15 protein-coding genes, 1 tRNA gene and 1 riboswitch are annotated in these 16,139 nt (G+C 66.4%); of the genes, 9 read left to right on the top strand and 7 right to left on the bottom strand.

Annotation, left to right across the window (positions count from 1 at the left end):
- Nucleotides 1–15: 15 nt before the first annotated feature.
- Nucleotides 16–876, bottom strand: coding sequence for a DUF2171 domain-containing protein (locus tag HZY97_RS07590; RefSeq protein ID WP_180142184.1), 861 nt, complete (start codon nucleotides 874–876; stop codon nucleotides 16–18).
- A 202-nt stretch (nucleotides 877–1,078) separates the two neighbouring features.
- Between HZY97_RS07590 and HZY97_RS07585 the strand changes: the two genes are divergently transcribed.
- Nucleotides 1,079–1,154, top strand: a tRNA-Ala gene (locus HZY97_RS07585).
- Between the two features lie 62 nt (nucleotides 1,155–1,216).
- Here the strand turns inward: HZY97_RS07585 and HZY97_RS07580 are convergent.
- The 5 genes from HZY97_RS07580 to HZY97_RS07560 form a co-directional block, all read right to left on the bottom strand.
- Nucleotides 1,217–1,540, bottom strand: a complete 324-nt coding sequence (locus HZY97_RS07580; RefSeq protein WP_180142183.1) for a DUF3325 family protein — start codon at nucleotides 1,538–1,540, stop codon at nucleotides 1,217–1,219.
- Nucleotides 1,537–3,006, bottom strand: a complete 1,470-nt coding sequence (locus HZY97_RS07575) for a PepSY domain-containing protein (protein WP_180142182.1) — start codon at nucleotides 3,004–3,006, stop codon at nucleotides 1,537–1,539. Before HZY97_RS07575 ends, HZY97_RS07580 begins: the two co-directional genes overlap by 4 nt.
- Nucleotides 3,003–3,374, bottom strand: a complete 372-nt coding sequence (locus tag HZY97_RS21115; protein WP_373684315.1) for a DUF3649 domain-containing protein — start codon at nucleotides 3,372–3,374, stop codon at nucleotides 3,003–3,005. Before HZY97_RS21115 ends, HZY97_RS07575 begins: the two co-directional genes overlap by 4 nt.
- A 10-nt stretch (nucleotides 3,375–3,384) precedes the next feature.
- The gene (locus tag HZY97_RS07565; RefSeq protein WP_180142181.1) at nucleotides 3,385–5,514 is read right to left on the bottom strand and encodes a TonB-dependent siderophore receptor; all 2,130 of its coding nucleotides are present in this window, start codon (nucleotides 5,512–5,514) and stop codon (nucleotides 3,385–3,387) included.
- 158 nt (nucleotides 5,515–5,672) lie between these two features.
- Nucleotides 5,673–5,876: a hypothetical protein gene (locus HZY97_RS07560; RefSeq protein WP_180142180.1), complete on the bottom strand. Its 204-nt coding sequence runs from the start codon at nucleotides 5,874–5,876 to the stop codon at nucleotides 5,673–5,675.
- A 240-nt stretch (nucleotides 5,877–6,116) separates the two neighbouring features.
- On the opposite strand from HZY97_RS07560, the gene HZY97_RS07555 reads away from it, so the two are divergent.
- Nucleotides 6,117–6,647, top strand: a complete 531-nt coding sequence (locus tag HZY97_RS07555) for an alpha/beta hydrolase (RefSeq protein ID WP_180142179.1) — start codon at nucleotides 6,117–6,119, stop codon at nucleotides 6,645–6,647.
- 63 nt (nucleotides 6,648–6,710) lie between these two features.
- Nucleotides 6,711–6,894: riboswitch (yybP-ykoY riboswitch) on the top strand.
- 11 nt (nucleotides 6,895–6,905) lie between these two features.
- On the top strand, nucleotides 6,906–7,478 hold the full coding sequence (locus tag HZY97_RS07550; RefSeq protein WP_257214951.1) for a TMEM165/GDT1 family protein: 573 nt from the start codon (nucleotides 6,906–6,908) through the stop codon (nucleotides 7,476–7,478).
- Here HZY97_RS07550 and HZY97_RS07545 read toward each other — a convergent pair.
- Complete coding sequence (locus tag HZY97_RS07545) at nucleotides 7,475–8,089, bottom strand: response regulator transcription factor (protein WP_180142177.1); 615 nt, start codon at nucleotides 8,087–8,089, stop codon at nucleotides 7,475–7,477. The two genes, HZY97_RS07550 and HZY97_RS07545, sit on opposite strands and share 4 nt — an antisense overlap.
- Nucleotides 8,090–8,270: 181 nt before the next feature.
- Here HZY97_RS07545 and HZY97_RS07540 point away from each other — a divergent pair, with 181 nt between their 5' ends.
- From HZY97_RS07540 to HZY97_RS07515, 6 genes are all read left to right on the top strand, one after another.
- Nucleotides 8,271–8,882 carry a TetR/AcrR family transcriptional regulator gene (locus tag HZY97_RS07540; protein WP_180142176.1) on the top strand — a complete coding sequence of 204 codons (612 nt, stop codon included), beginning with the start codon at nucleotides 8,271–8,273 and terminating at the stop codon, nucleotides 8,880–8,882.
- 334 nt (nucleotides 8,883–9,216) lie between these two features.
- Nucleotides 9,217–9,606, top strand: coding sequence for a hypothetical protein (locus tag HZY97_RS07535; RefSeq protein WP_180142175.1), 390 nt, complete (start codon nucleotides 9,217–9,219; stop codon nucleotides 9,604–9,606).
- The gene (locus HZY97_RS07530) at nucleotides 9,603–10,865 is read left to right on the top strand and encodes an efflux RND transporter periplasmic adaptor subunit (protein ID WP_180142174.1); all 1,263 of its coding nucleotides are present in this window, start codon (nucleotides 9,603–9,605) and stop codon (nucleotides 10,863–10,865) included. Before HZY97_RS07535 ends, HZY97_RS07530 begins: the two co-directional genes overlap by 4 nt.
- 80 nt (nucleotides 10,866–10,945) lie before the next feature.
- Entirely contained in the window at nucleotides 10,946–14,137 is a 3,192-nt protein-coding gene (locus HZY97_RS07525) for an efflux RND transporter permease subunit (RefSeq protein ID WP_180142173.1), read from the top strand.
- 53 nt (nucleotides 14,138–14,190) lie between these two features.
- Entirely contained in the window at nucleotides 14,191–15,591 is a 1,401-nt protein-coding gene (locus tag HZY97_RS07520) for an efflux transporter outer membrane subunit (RefSeq protein WP_180142172.1), read from the top strand.
- A 156-nt stretch (nucleotides 15,592–15,747) separates the two neighbouring features.
- The gene (locus HZY97_RS07515; protein WP_180142171.1) at nucleotides 15,748–16,134 is read left to right on the top strand and encodes an OsmC family protein; all 387 of its coding nucleotides are present in this window, start codon (nucleotides 15,748–15,750) and stop codon (nucleotides 16,132–16,134) included.
- Nucleotides 16,135–16,139 lie beyond the last annotated feature (5 nt).

The raw sequence follows: 16,139 nt of genomic DNA, 5'->3' as shown, positions 1-16,139 counted from the left end.
TCTGTTATCTGGGGATCAATAGGTCCCGGAGAAGCTCCGGTTCAGGTTCCGGTCGCGATTCCAGTCCTGATCGTCGCGTCCGCCGAACAGCGCGCCGCGCTCCTCGTCCTTCCAGGCAGCCTGGGCTTCCGCCGCGCTCTTGCGCAGCATCACCTTGTCATCGACCGACTGGATCCAGCGCGACGGGATCGAATGGTGGTGGCCACCGGCGTCGCTGTCGCCCTTGGTCAGCAGGATGCGATCGCCGCGGACCTTGTCGACCGTGCCGACATGCTGGCCATCCGAGCCGACGACTTCCATATGCTCGGCGACCCGGCGCAGGCCATCGCGCTGGCCCTGGCGATCGGTGCGCCAGTTGTTGAACTCGCTCTCGAAGCGCTGACGGTTCTCGCGGCGATATTCGTCATAGTCATTGTCGAGCTCGGCGATCCGCTCGCGGCGCCAGCCGCTATAATGATCGTCGCCCTGCGCCTGGCGCGCATCGTAGCGCATATCCGCCTCGCGGCGGCGCTCCGCCTCGCTGTCGCCGAACCACGAGCGAACCTCGTCGCCGGCACGGTCGAAGAAGCCGCGCTCAGGATCCTGGCCGCGATTGTCATAGCCGCGATTATCGTAACCGCGATCCTGGCTGGCATAGCTGCGGTCGTAGCGCGGGCTGTCCCAGCTGCTGCGTTCGGGACGATAGCCGCTGCGGTCCCGGTCATTGCCATAGCCACCGCTGCCGTAGCTGCTGCGATAGCCGCGGCCACGGCCGATCTCGCCGGCGGCGGCATATTCGCGGGCACTGGAATAATGATCCCCTGCGGTGCGCGCGCCGGGGGCCTGGTACTGATCCCGGGGGCCGAAATACCGGGGATCGTCGTAGCGGTCGTCCATGAAATCCTTCTCCACTGCCAGTTGGCTGATAAGTGCGGATTCAGCGGACAGGAGGGGCGATTGGTTCCAGGAAAATTCCATGTTTCCAACGCCGTTCGGCGCGCAGGCGAAGCGTTTTGCCGCGCCGGTTTCAAGCCGGTTGCATTGGGGATCGCGCGCAGCTAATGGGACGCCTCTCCGGGGCGACCCGGAGACAGGCGGCGGGGCTGTAGCTCAGATGGGAGAGCGCTGCAATCGCACTGCAGAGGTCAGGGGTTCGATTCCCCTCAGCTCCACCACCGCCCTTATTTCCCAACAGCTTAACTGGAATGCATGGGCGCGATGCCCAGGCTCGTTCGATTCATGCGAACGGAGCCGCGGCAATCATCAGCGCGGCTACGGCGACGCAGGCCCGCGGCACGGCGGGGCGATAGGTGAGCCCTAGCAGGATGATCGCGCTGGCGAACGGGATCAGCCCGAACCAGAGCACCAACGCCTGGCCGCCATCGCGCGCGAAGATCGCGAGCAGCGCCGAGCCTATGACCAGTGCCCAGCCATAGCGCGCCGGATGCTTGAGCCACGCTAACCTGGCCTGCGCGCCGAGCAGCGGCGGACCGCTGCGCGACATGCCCGCGGCGAGCGCGAACATGCCGAGATAGAGCAGGCCGGTGATTGCCATGGTCATGCCGTGCGCCGCTTGCGCTCGGGGCGCTTGGCGGGGCCGCGCAGCTGCTTGCGGGCGAGCAGGGCGAAGCCGATCGCAGTCAATGCCAGCACCGCCGAAACCAGGCTTGCGGAGAAGGTCAGCAGCGCGGCAAACAGGCAGGCGAGCGCGCAGGCGCCGGTGAGGATCGGCCAGGACCAGCGCGGCGGCAGCGCGGCGCCGGCTAGCAACGCAGCGGCGGCGGTCCACAGCGCCACCGACACCTCCATCTCGGCGCGTCCGGCAAGGCCAAGCGGCAGCAGCCGATTGGCGAGCAGATAGGCGGCGCAACCCAGCGGCACGCCGCCGATGACGCCGGCGTTGAGCCGCTCAAGCACGCGGTTGGCGCGCGAGAGCGGCGCGCGCTCGCGGCGCTTGACGATCCACAGCACCAGGCCGGTGGCGATCGCCAGCGTCAGCATCAGCCCGCCGAGGAAATAGAGCCACCGCGTCGCCATCGGTGCGAAGCGGGCCATGTGGAGACCATAGACCACATTGTAGGTCTGCACGGCGCCCCGGTTCTCGATCCATTTCGTGAGCGGCTGGCCGGTGACGCCGTCAAAGCTCATCTCGGCGGGGTTGAAGCCGAGCTGATCGGCATCCGAGCGGAACACCGTCACCACCGCGGCCTTGTCGCCCGGATTGATCACATAGACGCGGCCGACCGTGCCGCCGAGCTGACGCTGCGCCGCGCGTACCATCGGCGCGACGGGGGCGAGCGGCACGGGGACATTGGCCCTGGCGCGCTCGAACACGCCGGGGGTTAGGTCGTGATAGACATTGAAATAGTCGCTGCCATAAGCCGCTGTGATTGCCCAGGGCATGTTGAGCGAGGCAAGCGTCACGATCCCGGTGAAGGTGATCATCAGGTGGAACGGTGTGGCGAGGATGCCCAGCGCGTTATGGCCGTCGAGCCAGGAACGCTGGCCCTTGGCCGGGCGGAAGGTGAAATAGTCCTTGAAGATGCGGCGGTGCGCGATGATCCCGGTGATCAGCGCGACGAGCATCACCATCCCTGCGATCGAGGCGAGCAGACGGCCCCAGGGATAGGGGAGCTCGAGCTCGAAATGGAGGCGGTAGAAGAACTCGCCGCCCAGCGTCTCGCGCGGCGCGGGGGCGCCGCTCACCGGGTCGAGCGCCCGGTACAGGAAGGTGCCACCGCTATCATAGGTCGCCTCGACCGTGTTCATCCGGGCGTTGGGCACGTTGAAATACCAGGCGTTGGTATCTTTGGCATTCTTCGTCAGCCAGGTCGCTGCCGCCTGCACCGCATCGGCGGGATCCGCCTTGGCGGTGGTCTCCGGACGCATCCACTGGCTGATCTCGGGCTTGAACACGCTGAGCGTGCCGGCGAGGCACATGACGAACAGCACCCAGCCAAGCAGCAGCCCGGTCCAGCCGTGCAGCCACGCCATGACCTGGCGGACGCCCTCGCGGACCGCGCTCATGCCGCCGGAGGTCCGGTGAAGAGAGTCGACACGGTGGTCCAGAGGCCGAGCAGGCCGCCCAGCAGGTTCGCGCCGCCGCCGGCGAGCCAGGTGATCATCGCGAACACCGCGCCGAGCGCGATCACCCCCGCCCAGGCGCGCCACGGGCCGCGGGCAAGAAACGCCCAGACGGTGACCGCGGGGCCGACCAGGAATGCGAGCAGCGTCGCGGGGACAGTGGCTTCGGCCCGGGGCATCGGAAGAACGCAGGCCAGCGCGGCGGCGAAGAGCGCAGCCACCGCATAGGCCCCGATCGTCCCCGCTGCCACACGCGCGCCGACATTGGCGCGATACCGCCAGCCCTGCCTCTGTTCTGCCGCCCCTGCCACGATCCCGATCTTAATAGTTGAAGCTCAGCGCGACGCTGACATTGCGCGGGGCGGCATAGTAGGCCTGGCCCCACATCAGGCTACCCAAATACCGGGCATTACCCACATTGCGCACATTGACCGAGGCGCGGACCTTGTCGACCAGCCGCACGCTCGCCATCAGGTCGACCACCGTATAGGCCGGCTGGCGCAGGATCACGTCGCCGGTGACCACGCCGTAATCCTGCACCGCACTGTCCGCATAGGTGATGTCGCTCTGCCAGCGCAGCTGTGCGCCGAGCTTGAGGTCGTTGAGCTGCGGCACATTATAGGTCGTGGCGAGCTTAAGCGTCCTCCGCGGCAGGAAAGTGCGCGCCGCGGCGCCCGCGTCATCCTCGATCTTCAGGCCGGTATAGCCGCCGCTGATCGACCAATTGTCAGTCAGCTTGCCGGCGATCTCGATCTCGAAGCCCTTCGAGGTCGTGTCGACGCCCGAATAATAGCTGTCGCCGGCGCGGCATGGATCACCAACGTCACAGGTGCCGGCAAAGGCGGCGAGGCCCTTCTGCTTGGCGCGGAACAGCGATGCGGTGGCGTAGAGCTTGCCGCCGAACCACTCGCTCTTGATGCCGCCTTCGAGGCTGCTGCCCTTGGCCGGATCGAGCCGCTGGCCGGAGAGCAGGATCTCGCTCTGCGGATTGAAGATGTCAGTATAGCTCGCATAGAGCGAGACGTTCCGGGTCAGATCGAACAGCGCGCCGACATAGGGGCTGACGCCGCTGTTCTTGCGCGACATGTCGGTGCCGTAGGACTCGCCGAGCGACTCGAGCCACATCGCGCTGACGCCGACCACGGCCTTGAGCCGGTCCGAGAAATTGAGGTGCGCGGCGCCATAGGCGCGCTTCAGCCGGTCCGAATAGTCGGCGGCGAGATACTCGCCCGGATAGGTTGGCTCGGCGATGCCGACATGTCCCAGGTCGAGCACCGACGGATAGTCGATCGTATCGAGCGAGAAATTCTCCCACTCATGCACGTCGGTACGGCCGCTCGACACGCCGAAGGCAAGTTCATGCTCGCGGCCGAACAGCTTGACTGGGCCCGAGACGTAGAAGTCGCCGAGATACTGGTCGTAGGTCGAGGGGTAGATGCCCGCCATGCCGCCCAGGCCAAGGCCGGTCGCCTTGTCCGGATAGCCAAAGGCATAGAGCAGCTTGGCGTCGTAGCTCAGCCGGCGATAGGTCGCGATTGTCCTGGCCGACCAGCCGCTGCCCAGGTCATAGGCGAGCTCGGCAAAGGCGGTCTGGTCGAGCGTGTTCCAATAGGTCCAGTCGGCCGCGGTCGAGGCCGAGCGCTTGTAGGGGATACGCGTGCCGTCGGTATAGGTCAGCGGCAGAGAGCCCCACATCACGCCGCTTGCGTCATTGTCCTGGCGCGTATAGCCGGCGGTGAACGTCAGCCCGTCGAATATCCTCGCCTGCAGCGTCGCGCCGAACACGTCGCGGTTGATGCGGTTATAGTCGAGATAATTGTCGCCCTGCTGATGGGCATAGACCAGTCGCAGGCCGACCGCATCGTTGAGCGGCACCGAGACGTCGCCCTCGGCGCGCCAGCTATTCCAGCTTCCATAGCGAATGCTGGCATTGGCCTGCAGCGTGTCGGTCGGGCGCTTCCGGATATAGTTGATCGTGGCGGACGGATTGCCGACGCCGGTCATGATCGCATTGGCGCCGCGCACCGCCTCGACCTTGTCGAACAGCGCAGTATCGAGATCGCCGAACTGGATGCCGGCGACAAGCGGCATGCCGATGCCGTCGACCTGGAAGTTGGTGACGTCGAATCCGCGCGAATTGAAATAGGTGCGGTCGGTCTCGACGCGCTCGACGTTGATGCCGACGACCTGGGCGAGCAGGTCGTTGACGTTGGTCAGGGCGAAATCGTCGATGCGGGCGCGATCGACGATGGTGATCGACTGCGGGGTTTCCTTCGGCGTCAGCGCCAGGCCGGTGGCCGAAGGCGTCTTCTGCTCGAGCGTGCCGGTGACGACGATCTCGTCGCGCGGCTTGTCCTGGCCGTCCTCGCCGTCGGGGCCAGCGGCCCAGGCAGCGCCGGGCACGAGGAACATGGCGCTTGCAAGCAAGGCGCTGCGGAACATCGGCTGCATGGCGGTTTCCCCTTCGGACGCGAACTTTCGGGCGCCGGATAGGGGAAGGTTCTATTGCAAGTCAATCGCATTAGCGAAAACGAGATTTGCCGCGGTGTCGTCGCGCGTGCCCGAGAAAACCGGTCTGGCCGCATGCGCACGGCCAGACCGGAGATGGGTCAGGCCGGCTTGGCACCCGGCGTGCCGCATTTCACGAACTTGCCCTTGGTGTCCTTGCAGCGAGTCGGCTTGGCGGGGGTTGCTTTGGCAGGGCAGGCGACGAACTTGCCGCTCGCGTTGCGGCACGGCCCGGCGGCCATCGAGGGGGCGGCGCCGGCGAGCATCGCAAATGAGACACCAGCGATCATCAAACGCTTGAACATGGGCACTTCTCCGTTTCCCTCGGATCGGGGAACGGCAAGGCTGCACCCCGCCGGGTGGCGCCCAACTGTCGCCAAGATGAACTTTCGGCAATATTCTATGCTGCAACGCACACAAGGCATGCCGATTATTTCGGCGCACCGGCGAACCGTCTTGGCGCAACCCCAATTGCATAGCGCGTGACTAGGAATAGCGTGGCGACTCGTTGAGCGTGATTCCCCTCTTGCCAGGGAGATAGGCGAATGCCCGAGAATGGCCTCTTCGATACGTCGCTTCCGACTCTTACGATCTTCGACCGTGCCGACCGTCCTGCACGCAGTCTGCTGGCTCATGCCGGGCAGATTATCGAGCTGGGCGCCGGTGGTGGCGGGCGCAATCTATGGGCCGCGCGGCTCGACGAGGCGGTGCGCCTCACCGAGCGGCCGGTGATCCTGGTGGCGCACGGCATCGGCTGCTTTGCGGTGACCTGGTGGGCGCGGCTCTCGCCGGCTTCCTATGTCGAGAAGGTGGCAGGCGCGGTGTTCGTCCGTCCGCTGGGGTCGGCAGTGCGGGCATCGCCCGAACAGCTCTTCGCCGGGCCGCGGCTGCGCATAGCCTTTCCCTCGATCCTGGCCGATACGGGTGCCGACGCAGCGGCGCTCGCGCGGGACTGGGGTAGCCGCTTTCTCGATTCGACGCCGGTCCGCTCGATCGGCGACCTGCTGGTCTCGCTGCGCGGCGAGCCGGAACCGGCGCCAATGCCCCAGCCGGTCCGGCTCGGCCTGGTCAGCTGACGCAGAAGAGACTGGCTTTCAGCAGGGGGCTCCGCTAGGGGCCGCGGCGTGCTGCTTCGGCAGCAACTCGCTATTTGGGGAGTAGCCAGCCGCGCTTCGGTGCGGGCTCCCGCGTCAACATACTTGGTCGAGAGGCCATGGCGCGGGAGGGACGGGAACACCGTTCGGGCGAGACCAATGGCGTCGCATCTCCGCTCTTGCCGGGCGGGGAGGTGCGATGTCGTTGGATTTCGTCTCCGTCCGGCCCGGAGTTACCCCTTGCTCGAATCCCTGTTCAGCTCGACCGCGCTGGTCGCCCTCGCCGAGATCGGCGACAAGACCCAGCTGCTCGCCATATTGCTTGCCACCCGCTTCAAGAAGCCGGTGCCGATCATCTTCGGTATCCTCGTCGCAACCCTGGCCAATCACTTCCTCGCCGCCCTGGTCGGCTCCGAAGCGGCCTCGCTGCTTTCGGGCGCCTGGTTCCGCTACCTGATCGCGGCCTCGTTCATTGCGATGGGCCTGTGGACGCTGATTCCCGACAAGATCGACGACCTGCAGGACAAGCCGGCGCGCTTCGGCGCCTTCGTCACCACTGCGATTGCCTTTTTCATGGTCGAGATGGGCGACAAGACCCAGCTTGCCACGGTGGCGCTGGGGGCGAAGTTCCACAATGTCTGGGCGGTGACCGCGGGCACGACGCTCGGCATGATGCTCGCCAATGTGCCGGCGGTGTTCCTGGGCAATGCGTTGTTGAAGCGGGTGCCGCTCAAGCTGGTCCACGGCATTGCCGCGGTGCTGTTCATCGTCGCCGGCGTGCTGATGCTCGGCGAAACGGCAGGCTGGTTCTAGATCTGGCCCATCTCGGCGGTGAAGGTGACGCGCAGCGCTTCCGAAAGGCTGCGCGCGCCGAGCTTCTGCATCAAATTGGCGCGGTGCACTTCCACGGTGCGCGGGCTGATGCCGAGATCATAGGCGATGGTCTTGTTGGGATAGCCGGCGGCGAGCCCCTCCAGCACTTCGCGCTCGCGCGCCGAGAGGCTGGAGATCTGGGTGCGAGCGGCATCGGTGCGCGAGGCACTGCTGGTCTCGCCCATCCGCTCGAATGCCTTGTCGATCGAGCAGAGCAGTTGCTCCGCTTCGAACGGCTTTTCGAGGAAATCGACTGCACCCGCGCGCATTGCCTTCACGGCGATCGTCACGTCGCCATGCCCGGTGAGCACGATCACCGGCATGGTGACGCCGCGCGCGTTCAATTGCTGTTGTACCTGCAGCCCGTCGATCTCGGGCATGCGGATGTCGAGCAGGATGCAGCCCGGCTCGGCATTGCGAAGTTCACGCAGGAACAGTGCGCCCGATTGCCAGGGACGGACCGAGTAGCCGGTGGTCTGGAGCATGAATCCGATCGAGTTGCGGACGCTGTCTTCATCATCGATGATGTGTACGAGACGCCGGTCACTCATTCACCCTGCTCCGCTTCATGATACGCCCGCGGCCGAATCGCAGGCCGAGATCATTGCGGCGGCGTAATCCGGCGGACCGACACTTTCACACCCGTGAAACTACAGTGGTTAACGGAATGGAACGCGGAAGCGACGAAGTGCATTGGACTTTTTCATATATCGTCATTATGTACCGGTCATTATGGAAATCACCGCCTGTCCCGCCGCCAAGGGCCGCCCCCGCGAATTCGACACCGACTCGGCGTTGACTGCGGCGCTGCGCGTGTTCTGGACTAAGGGCTATGAAGGCGCCTCGCTGTCCGACCTGACCGAGGCGATGGGGATCACCCGGCCGAGCCTCTATGCGGCATTTGGCAACAAGGAAGCGCTCTTCAAGAAGACGCTCGACCTCTACCAGCGCGAAAAGCTCGATTATATGGGCCGGGCACTTGAAGCGCCCACTGCCCGCGGCGTCGCCGAGCGGCTGCTGACCGGCGCGCTCGAGATGCAGATGAGCTCATGCGATCCGAAGGGCTGCATGGGTGTCATCAACTCGGTTGCCTGCGGGACCGAAGCCGAGTCGATCCGCGCCGAAGTGCTGCAGCGCGGCGCGATGGTGAAGCAGGGGCTGATCGACCGGTTCGAGCGTGCCAAGGTCGAGGGCGACTTGCCCGCCGACACCGATGTGATCGGGCTCACCGCTTACCTGACCGCCTTGCTTCAGGGCATCGCGCTGCAGGCGGGCGGGGGCACTTCGTGCACCGATCTGCGCGCGCTGATCGACACCAGCCTGGCATGCTGGCCGAGCAAATAGGCCCGGGGCGAAAGTTTTTTCGCCTCTGTATCGACAAAAAATACCGACCAGTATAAAAAGCCCTTGACGCAACGCAGCACGATTTCTATACCAGTCAGTATAGAAATGAGGGAAGCCGCCGAAGCGAGGGAATGGGGTTCAGGCCCCGACCCGAAACTCCAGCAGCACTGAAATTTGGACAGGACCGAGCCGGTGCGCTGCAGACGATTGCGTCTGCGCGAATGCCTCGTCTCGTGCCGGTCGATGGGATGACCGGAGATGCCGTCGGAAGGGGTTCCGCGCGGCACAGGGAGGCTTTTGCCTGCCGCCGGCCGACAAGCAGGAGGAGACGATCATGGCTTATCTGAACTTTTCCGAGCTGCAGGGCAGCCCGATCGCAGCGCCCGCGGACGTTCGTCCGGCCACCGGCTTCTCCGGCCTCGAATGGCAGGTCGTCGCGATTGCGCAGCATGATCGGCTCGCCTCGCTCGAGAAGCCCAGCCGCCTTTCGATGGCGCTGGGTATGGTGTTCGGGGGCGAGGCCCCCAATCCGAAACTGGCGGATCAGAAGCTGGAGGCGCTGCGCCGCGTCGCCGTGCTCGCCTGGCACAAGGGCTACGCCCTGCCGCGCCACGAGATCCGCGCCTTCCACGAAGCGGGCTTCACGCCCGACCAATATGAAACGCTGCTCGCCAGCATCAGCCGCGGCCGGGCAGCCCTGAACCTGGGAAAGCGATTCCAATGAACATGATCTCGCGCATCGAAACCGAGACCAGTGACGTCTCGGCCCGTATCCGTCGCATGCCGCTTTGGCAGCGCGGCAGCCTGGTCGCCTTGCCGGTGGTGCTCGTCGCCGCCGGCCTGAGCATCGCCAGCAAGGACGCGCCCGCCGCGATGGCCGCTCCGCCACCCGCGGTGGTGACCGTCGCCAGCCCGCTGGTTCGCAACATCAACGAGTGGGACGATTATGTCGGCCGCTTCGAGCCGAGCCGTGCCGTCGAGGTGCGCCCGCGCGTCTCGGGTGCGATCACCGGCGTCCACTTCACTGACGGCGCAATCGTCCAGAAGGGCCAGCTGCTCTTCTCGATCGACCAGCGTCCCTTCGCCGCCGCACTAGCCGAGGCGCGTGCGGGACTGGCCAGCGCGCAGAGCGATCTCGCGCTTGCCCAGTCCGACCTGGGCCGCGCCGAGCGGCTTGTGTCGGTCGAAGCGGTGTCGAAGAGCGATGTCGAGCGGCTCCAGGCCCGCGTCCGCGCCGCCGGGGCCGCGGTCTCCGCTGCCCAGGCGAGGGTGCGCAGCCGCGCGCTCGACATGGAGTTCACGCAGGTCCGTGCACCGATCGCCGGGCGCATCTCGGACCGCAAGGTCGATGCCGGCAATCTGGTGGCCGCGGGCGAAGGGCAGGGCGGTTCGCTGCTGACCACGATCAACGCGCTCGACCCGATCTACTTCACCTTCGACGGTTCGGAGGCGCTGTTCCTCAAGACCAAGCGCGCGAGGGAAGCGGGCGCCCAGTCCTCGCCGGTGGAGATCCGCCTGCAGGACGAGACCGAGTATAAGTGGCAGGGCAAGCTCGACTTCACCGACAACGGGCTCGATCCCAAGTCGGGCACGATCCGCGGGCGCGCGGTGCTGAGCAATCCGGGGCTGTTCCTGACGCCCGGCATGTTCGGCAACATGCGCCTCTCGGCAGGTGGCACTGCCCAGGCACTGATGGTGCCCGATGCCGCGATCCAGACCGATCAGGCGCGCAAGCTCGTGCTCACCGTCGGGAAGGACGGCACCGTCGCGCCCAAGCCGGTGGTGCTCGGTCCCGTGGTCGATGGTCTGCGCGTCGTCCGTTCAGGGCTTACGCCGCAGGATCGCGTGATTATCTCGGGCACGCAGTTCGCGGTGCCGGGCGCCAAGGTCGATCCCAAGCCCGGCAAGATCGCGCCCACCGCAACCAGTCAGGCGCCGGCCCTCACGGCGCCGGTTACGGGCGAAGCAACCTTCGCTCGTTGACCGTCGGCCGCCGGCTCTCCCCAGGGGCCGGCGGCTGACATTTTTCTGTTTCAGACCTCTTTTTCACGAGGAGTGGCCCGATGCGCCTCTCACGGTTCTTCATCACGCGCCCGATCTTCGCGGCCGTCATCGCGGTGATCATCACGATCATCGGTGCGATCGCCTATCTCGCGCTGCCGATTTCGCAATATCCCGACATCGTCCCGCCGACGGTGACGGTCACCGCTTCCTATCCCGGTGCTTCGGCCGAGACCGTCGCCGAGACAGTCGCCGCGCCGATCGAGCAGGAGATCAACGGCGTCGACGACATGCTCTACCAGTCGTCGCAGTCGACCGGTGACGGCAACGTCACCATCACCGTTACCTTCAAGTCGGGTACCAATCTCGATGCGGCGCAGGTGCTGGTGCAGAACCGCGTTGCGGTCGCCATTCCGCGCCTGCCCGAGACGGTGCAGCGCTTGGGCGTCGTGACACGCAAGACCACGCCGGACTTCCTGTTGGTCGTGAACCTGATCTCGCCCGACAATTCGGTCGATCGCGAATACATCTCCAACTACGCGCTGACGCAGGTGAAGGACCGCCTTGCCCGTGTCGACGGCGTGGGTGACGTGCGTATGTTCGGTGCGCGCGACTATGCGATGCGCGTATGGATCGATCCGGGCCGCGCGGCCGCGCTCAACCTGACCGCGGGCGACATCGTCCAGGCACTGCGTGCGCAGAATGTCCAGGTCGCCGCCGGTACGCTCGGCCAGCCAGGCTCGACGCCCACCGGAAACGCCTTCCAGCTCAACATCGAGACGCAGGGCCGCCTGAAGGATCCCGCCGAATTCGGCCAGGTCGTGATCCGCACCGATGCCGATGGGCACCAGGTGCGCGTGAGCGACGTGGCGCGCGTCGAGCTGGGTGCGGCGGACTATTCGTCCAACACCTATCTCTCCAACCAGCCGACCGTGATCCTCGCCGTCTTCCAGCGCCCGGGCTCGAACGCCCTCGCCGCTGCCAATGCGGTGCAGGACCAGCTCAAGGCGATGTCCAAGAACTTCCCCAAGGGCCTGGAATATCGCGTCATCTACAACCCGACCGAGTTCATCGCCCAGTCGATCGACGCGGTCTATCACACGCTGGGCGAGGCGATCCTGCTCGTCGTGCTCGTCGTCATCGTCTTCCTCCAGAAGTGGCGCGCGGCGATCATCCCGGTGCTCGCCATCCCGGTCTCGCTGATCGGCACGATGGCGGTGCTGCTGCCGCTCGGTTACTCGCTCAACAACCTCTCGCTGTTCGGCCTGGTGCTGGCCATCGGCATCGTCGTCGATGACGCGATCGTCGTGGTCGAGAATGTCGAGCGCAACCTCGCGCGGGGGATGACTCCGCTCGAGGCGGCGCGAACTTCGATGGACGAAGTGTCCGGCGCGCTCGTTGCGATCGTGCTGGTGCTGCTCGCGGTGTTCCTGCCGACGCTGTTCCTCAACGGCCTGTCGGGTGCCTTCTACAAGCAGTTCGCCGTGACGATCTCGGCGGCGACGGCGATCTCACTGCTCGTCTCGCTCACGCTCTCGCCCGCCATGGCAGCGCTGCTGCTGCGGCATCACGAGAGCGAGCCCAAGGGGCCGGTCGGTCGACTGGTGCGCCGCGGCGCCGATGCGTTCAACACCGGCTTCGAACGGATGAGCGTCGGCTATGCCAAGCTCACCCGCGTGCTGGTGACGCGCCCGAAGCGGATGATGCTCACCTATGTGGGCCTGATCGCCGCGACGATCGGCATGTTCTGGGTGACGCCGGTCGGCTTCATCCCGCAGCAGGACCAGGGCTACTTCCTCACCGTCATCCAGCTGCCGCCGGGCTCGTCGCTCGAGCGGACGGACGAAGTGATGCGCAAGGTCGTCGCCCGCATCCTGCCGATTCCCGGCGTGCGCGGCTCAGTGATGCTCGCCGGTTTCGACGGCCCGTCACAGACGCTCGCCCCGAATTCGGCCGCCGCCTATGTGCCTCTGCTCTCCTTCGAGGAGCGCAAGAAGCTCGGCGTCAACATCAACGACATTATGAACGAGGCGCGCAAGCGTACCGCCGACATCAATGAGGCGATGCTGCTGGTGGTGCCCCCGCCCGTCATCCAGGGCATCGGCTCGGCCGGTGGCTACCGGATGATGGTCGAGGATCGCGGCGAGCATGGCTATGCCGACCTCGGAAAGACGGCCTTCGGGCTGATCGGCCAGGCCAACCAGACCCCGGGCCTCAAGCAGATCTACACCTTCTTCAACACCGCCACGCCGCGCGTCTTCGCAGATATCGATCGTCGCAAGGCGGACATGCTCGGGGTGCCGCCGGAGCGGGTGTTCGAGGCGCTCAACGTCTATCTCGGCTCGGCTTTCGTGAACGACTTCAACATGCTCGGCCGCACCTACCGGGTGACCGCGCAGGCTGACGCACCGTTCCGCGCGACCGAGGCGGACATCGCCAACCTCAAGACCCGCTCGAACAGTGGCGCGATGGTGCCGATCGGCTCGGTCTCGACCTTCGAGAACAAGACCGGCCCGTACCGCGTGACGCGCTACAATCTGTTCCCGGCGGTGGAAGTCGATGGCGATACGGCCCCCGGCTACAGCTCGGGCACGTCGCTCGACACGATGGAGAAGCTCGCGAGCTCGCTTCCTGCCGGTTACGGCGCGGAGTGGACCGGCATCGCCTATCAGCAGAAGATGGCCGGCAGCACGGCAGGCCTGGTCTTCGCGCTGGCGGTGGTGTTCGTCTTCCTGGTGCTGGCGGCGCAATATGAGAGCCTGACCATGCCGCTGGCGATCATCCTGATCGTGCCGATGTGCCTGCTCGCGGCCATGGCCGGGGTGAATTTGCGCGGGATGGACAACAACGTCCTCACGCAGATCGGCCTGGTCGTGCTGATTGCACTGGCTGCGAAGAACGCGATCCTTGTGGTCGAGTTCGCTCAGCAGGCGGAAGCACAGGACGGTCTGTCGCCGGTGGAAGCCGCGGTACGTGCCGCGCGGGACCGTCTGCGTCCGATCCTGATGACCTCGTTTGCCTTCATCCTCGGCGCAGTGCCGCTGCTGATCGCGAGCGGCGCCGGTGCGGAGCTCCGCCAGGCGCTGGGCACCGCGGTGTTCTTCGGGATGATGGGCGTGACTGCCTTCGGTCTGCTCTTCACGCCGACCTTCTACGTCGTCTGCCGCGCGCTGGGGGATCGCATCGCGAACCTCCGCAAGCGCCCGGCGAACCACGGCGAAGGCCATGCCCCGGCACTGCAGCCTGCCGAGTGAAACCCTGCCGCCGTTCCGGGCCATGCTCGGGACGGCGGAGAGGAGGAAATGAGATGACCTACCGTATATTCCTCGCAACCGCTTCGGCTCTCGCGCTCGCCGCCTGCGCCGCTGGTCCGAACTATGTCGCGCCGACGCCACCCCAGACCGCGGCAGGCGATTTCGTCGCGGCCAATCCGGCGGTCACCGCCGAGCCTGTGCAGGGCGACTGGTGGCGGCTCTACAACGACCCGGTGCTCGACCAGCTCGTCTCCGACGCGCTGGCCGCCAATACCGACATCCGCGTCGCAGTGGCGCGGATCGAGAAGGCCCGCGCGGTGCTGCGCGGCGCCAAGGCAGACCAGCTTCCCCAGGCGAGCCTGGGCGCCGGTGCCAATTACGGCCGCTTGCCCGAGGGCCAGCGGGCACCGGGTGCGCCGCGCGAGGACTGGCAGGTCGATGCCGGCCTCAGCGTCAGCTATGAGGCGGACCTGTTCGGCCGCCTTAGCCGTGGTACCGAAGCCGCGCGCGGCGATGTCGGTGCGGCGGAAGCCGATGCGGACGCGGTGCGCGTGATCGTCGCCGCCGAGACGGCGCGGGCCTATGCCGATGCGTCGTCTGCCGCCGAGCGGCTGGGCGTGGCTGAGCATATCGTCAAGCTGCTCGATCAGTCGATCGAACTGACCGAGCGCCGCCGCGGCGTCGGCCTCGCCACCCGGCTCGACACCGCGCGGATCGGCGCGCTGCGAAACCAGCGCCAGGCGCAGGTGCCGGCGCTTAAGGCCGAGCGCGACGCGGCGCTGTTCCGTCTCGCCACGCTCACCGGACGCACCCCGGCCGACTTACCGGCGGTGGCGGGCGAGCGCAGCACCACGCTGCGGCTCAGCCAGCCGATCCCGGTCGGCGACGGTGCCGCTTTGCTCGCCCGTCGTCCGGACATCCGCGCCGCCGAGCGTCGCCTTGCGGCTTCGACCGCGCGGATCGGCGTGGCGACCGCGGACCTCTATCCGCGTATCACGCTGGGCGCCTCGGCCGGCTCGACCGGCACCGATTTCGGCGATGTGTTTGGGGCAGGGCCGCTGCGCTGGCTGGCTGGCGGGCTCCTGAACTGGGCGCTCAACCCGGGCCCGGCGCGTGCGCGCGTCGCGGGCGCGCAGGCCGATACCAAGGAAGCGCTCGCCAGCTTTGACGGTATCGTGCTCGGCGCGTTGCAGGAAACCGAGACTGCGCTCTCGGCCTATGGTCATGCGCTCGATCGCCGCACCGCGCTCCAGGCAGCGCGCAACGAAGCGGAAGCGGCCGTCAACATCGCCCGCGCCCGCCAGCGCGAAGGCGATATCGACTCGCTCGCGCTGCTCGACGCCGAGCGTACTTTCGCCGACGCCGAGGCCGATCTCGCCCAGGCGGATGCGTTCATTGCCGATACCCAGGTGGATCTCTTCCGGGCACTTGGGGGTGGCTGGCAGAAGAGCTAGTCGCCCCTTTCGTCATCCCCGCGGAGGCAGCGATCCAGGGCCAGGAAGGACAGCGCCTGGGACTCCGGATCCCCGCCTGTGCGGGGATGGCGATCAAGAAAACCTACCCAGAAGGGCACTGGGCGGCGCGCGGCAGAAGCGTTAGCTATTGCGGCCATGACCCATGCCATCGCCAGGATCGGGCGCGACGCGCCCTACGCCACCCAGATCGATTTCGGTACGCACCAGCTCGTTTCCGACGAGCCCGCCGAGCGTGGCGGCGGCGATGCCGGGCCGGCGCCCTATGAGCTGCTGCTTGCCAGCCTGGGCTCGTGCACGGCGATCACGCTGCGCATGTATGCCGAGCATAAGGGCTGGGTGGTCGAGGGGATCGAAGTCTCGCTTTTCCTTCACGGCCAGGGCGAGACGCTCAACATCGAGCGCATCCTGACGATCACCGGAACCGATGCCGAGCAGAATGCCCGCCTCGCGGAAATCGCCGAAAAGACGCCGGTCACGCTCACCCTGAAACGGGGCGTCCCGATCGCGACCAGGCTCGGGTGAACTTT

It is taken from the genome of Sphingomonas sp. R-74633 (assembly GCF_013416555.1).
Lineage (GTDB): Bacteria > Pseudomonadota > Alphaproteobacteria > Sphingomonadales > Sphingomonadaceae > Sphingomonas.
Note: the sequence above shows the minus strand (reverse complement) of the source record. Positions and strands in the feature narration are given on the sequence as shown.

Coding starts and splice junctions, on each gene's coding strand:
- HZY97_RS07590 (WP_180142184.1), bottom strand. CDS start 876: ATGGACGACCGCTACGACGATCCCCGGTATTTCGGCCCCCGGGATCAG.
- HZY97_RS07580 (WP_180142183.1), bottom strand. CDS start 1,540: ATGACCATGGCAATCACCGGCCTGCTCTATCTCGGCATGTTCGCGCTC.
- HZY97_RS07575 (WP_180142182.1), bottom strand. CDS start 3,006: ATGAGCGCGGTCCGCGAGGGCGTCCGCCAGGTCATGGCGTGGCTGCAC.
- HZY97_RS07565 (WP_180142181.1), bottom strand. CDS start 5,514: ATGCAGCCGATGTTCCGCAGCGCCTTGCTTGCAAGCGCCATGTTCCTC.
- HZY97_RS07560 (WP_180142180.1), bottom strand. CDS start 5,876: ATGTTCAAGCGTTTGATGATCGCTGGTGTCTCATTTGCGATGCTCGCC.
- HZY97_RS07555 (WP_180142179.1), top strand. CDS start 6,117: ATGCCCGAGAATGGCCTCTTCGATACGTCGCTTCCGACTCTTACGATC.
- HZY97_RS07545 (WP_180142177.1), bottom strand. CDS start 8,089: ATGAGTGACCGGCGTCTCGTACACATCATCGATGATGAAGACAGCGTC.
- HZY97_RS07540 (WP_180142176.1), top strand. CDS start 8,271: ATGGAAATCACCGCCTGTCCCGCCGCCAAGGGCCGCCCCCGCGAATTC.
- HZY97_RS07535 (WP_180142175.1), top strand. CDS start 9,217: ATGGCTTATCTGAACTTTTCCGAGCTGCAGGGCAGCCCGATCGCAGCG.
- HZY97_RS07530 (WP_180142174.1), top strand. CDS start 9,603: ATGAACATGATCTCGCGCATCGAAACCGAGACCAGTGACGTCTCGGCC.
- HZY97_RS07525 (WP_180142173.1), top strand. CDS start 10,946: ATGCGCCTCTCACGGTTCTTCATCACGCGCCCGATCTTCGCGGCCGTC.
- HZY97_RS07520 (WP_180142172.1), top strand. CDS start 14,191: ATGACCTACCGTATATTCCTCGCAACCGCTTCGGCTCTCGCGCTCGCC.
- HZY97_RS07515 (WP_180142171.1), top strand. CDS start 15,748: ATGACCCATGCCATCGCCAGGATCGGGCGCGACGCGCCCTACGCCACC.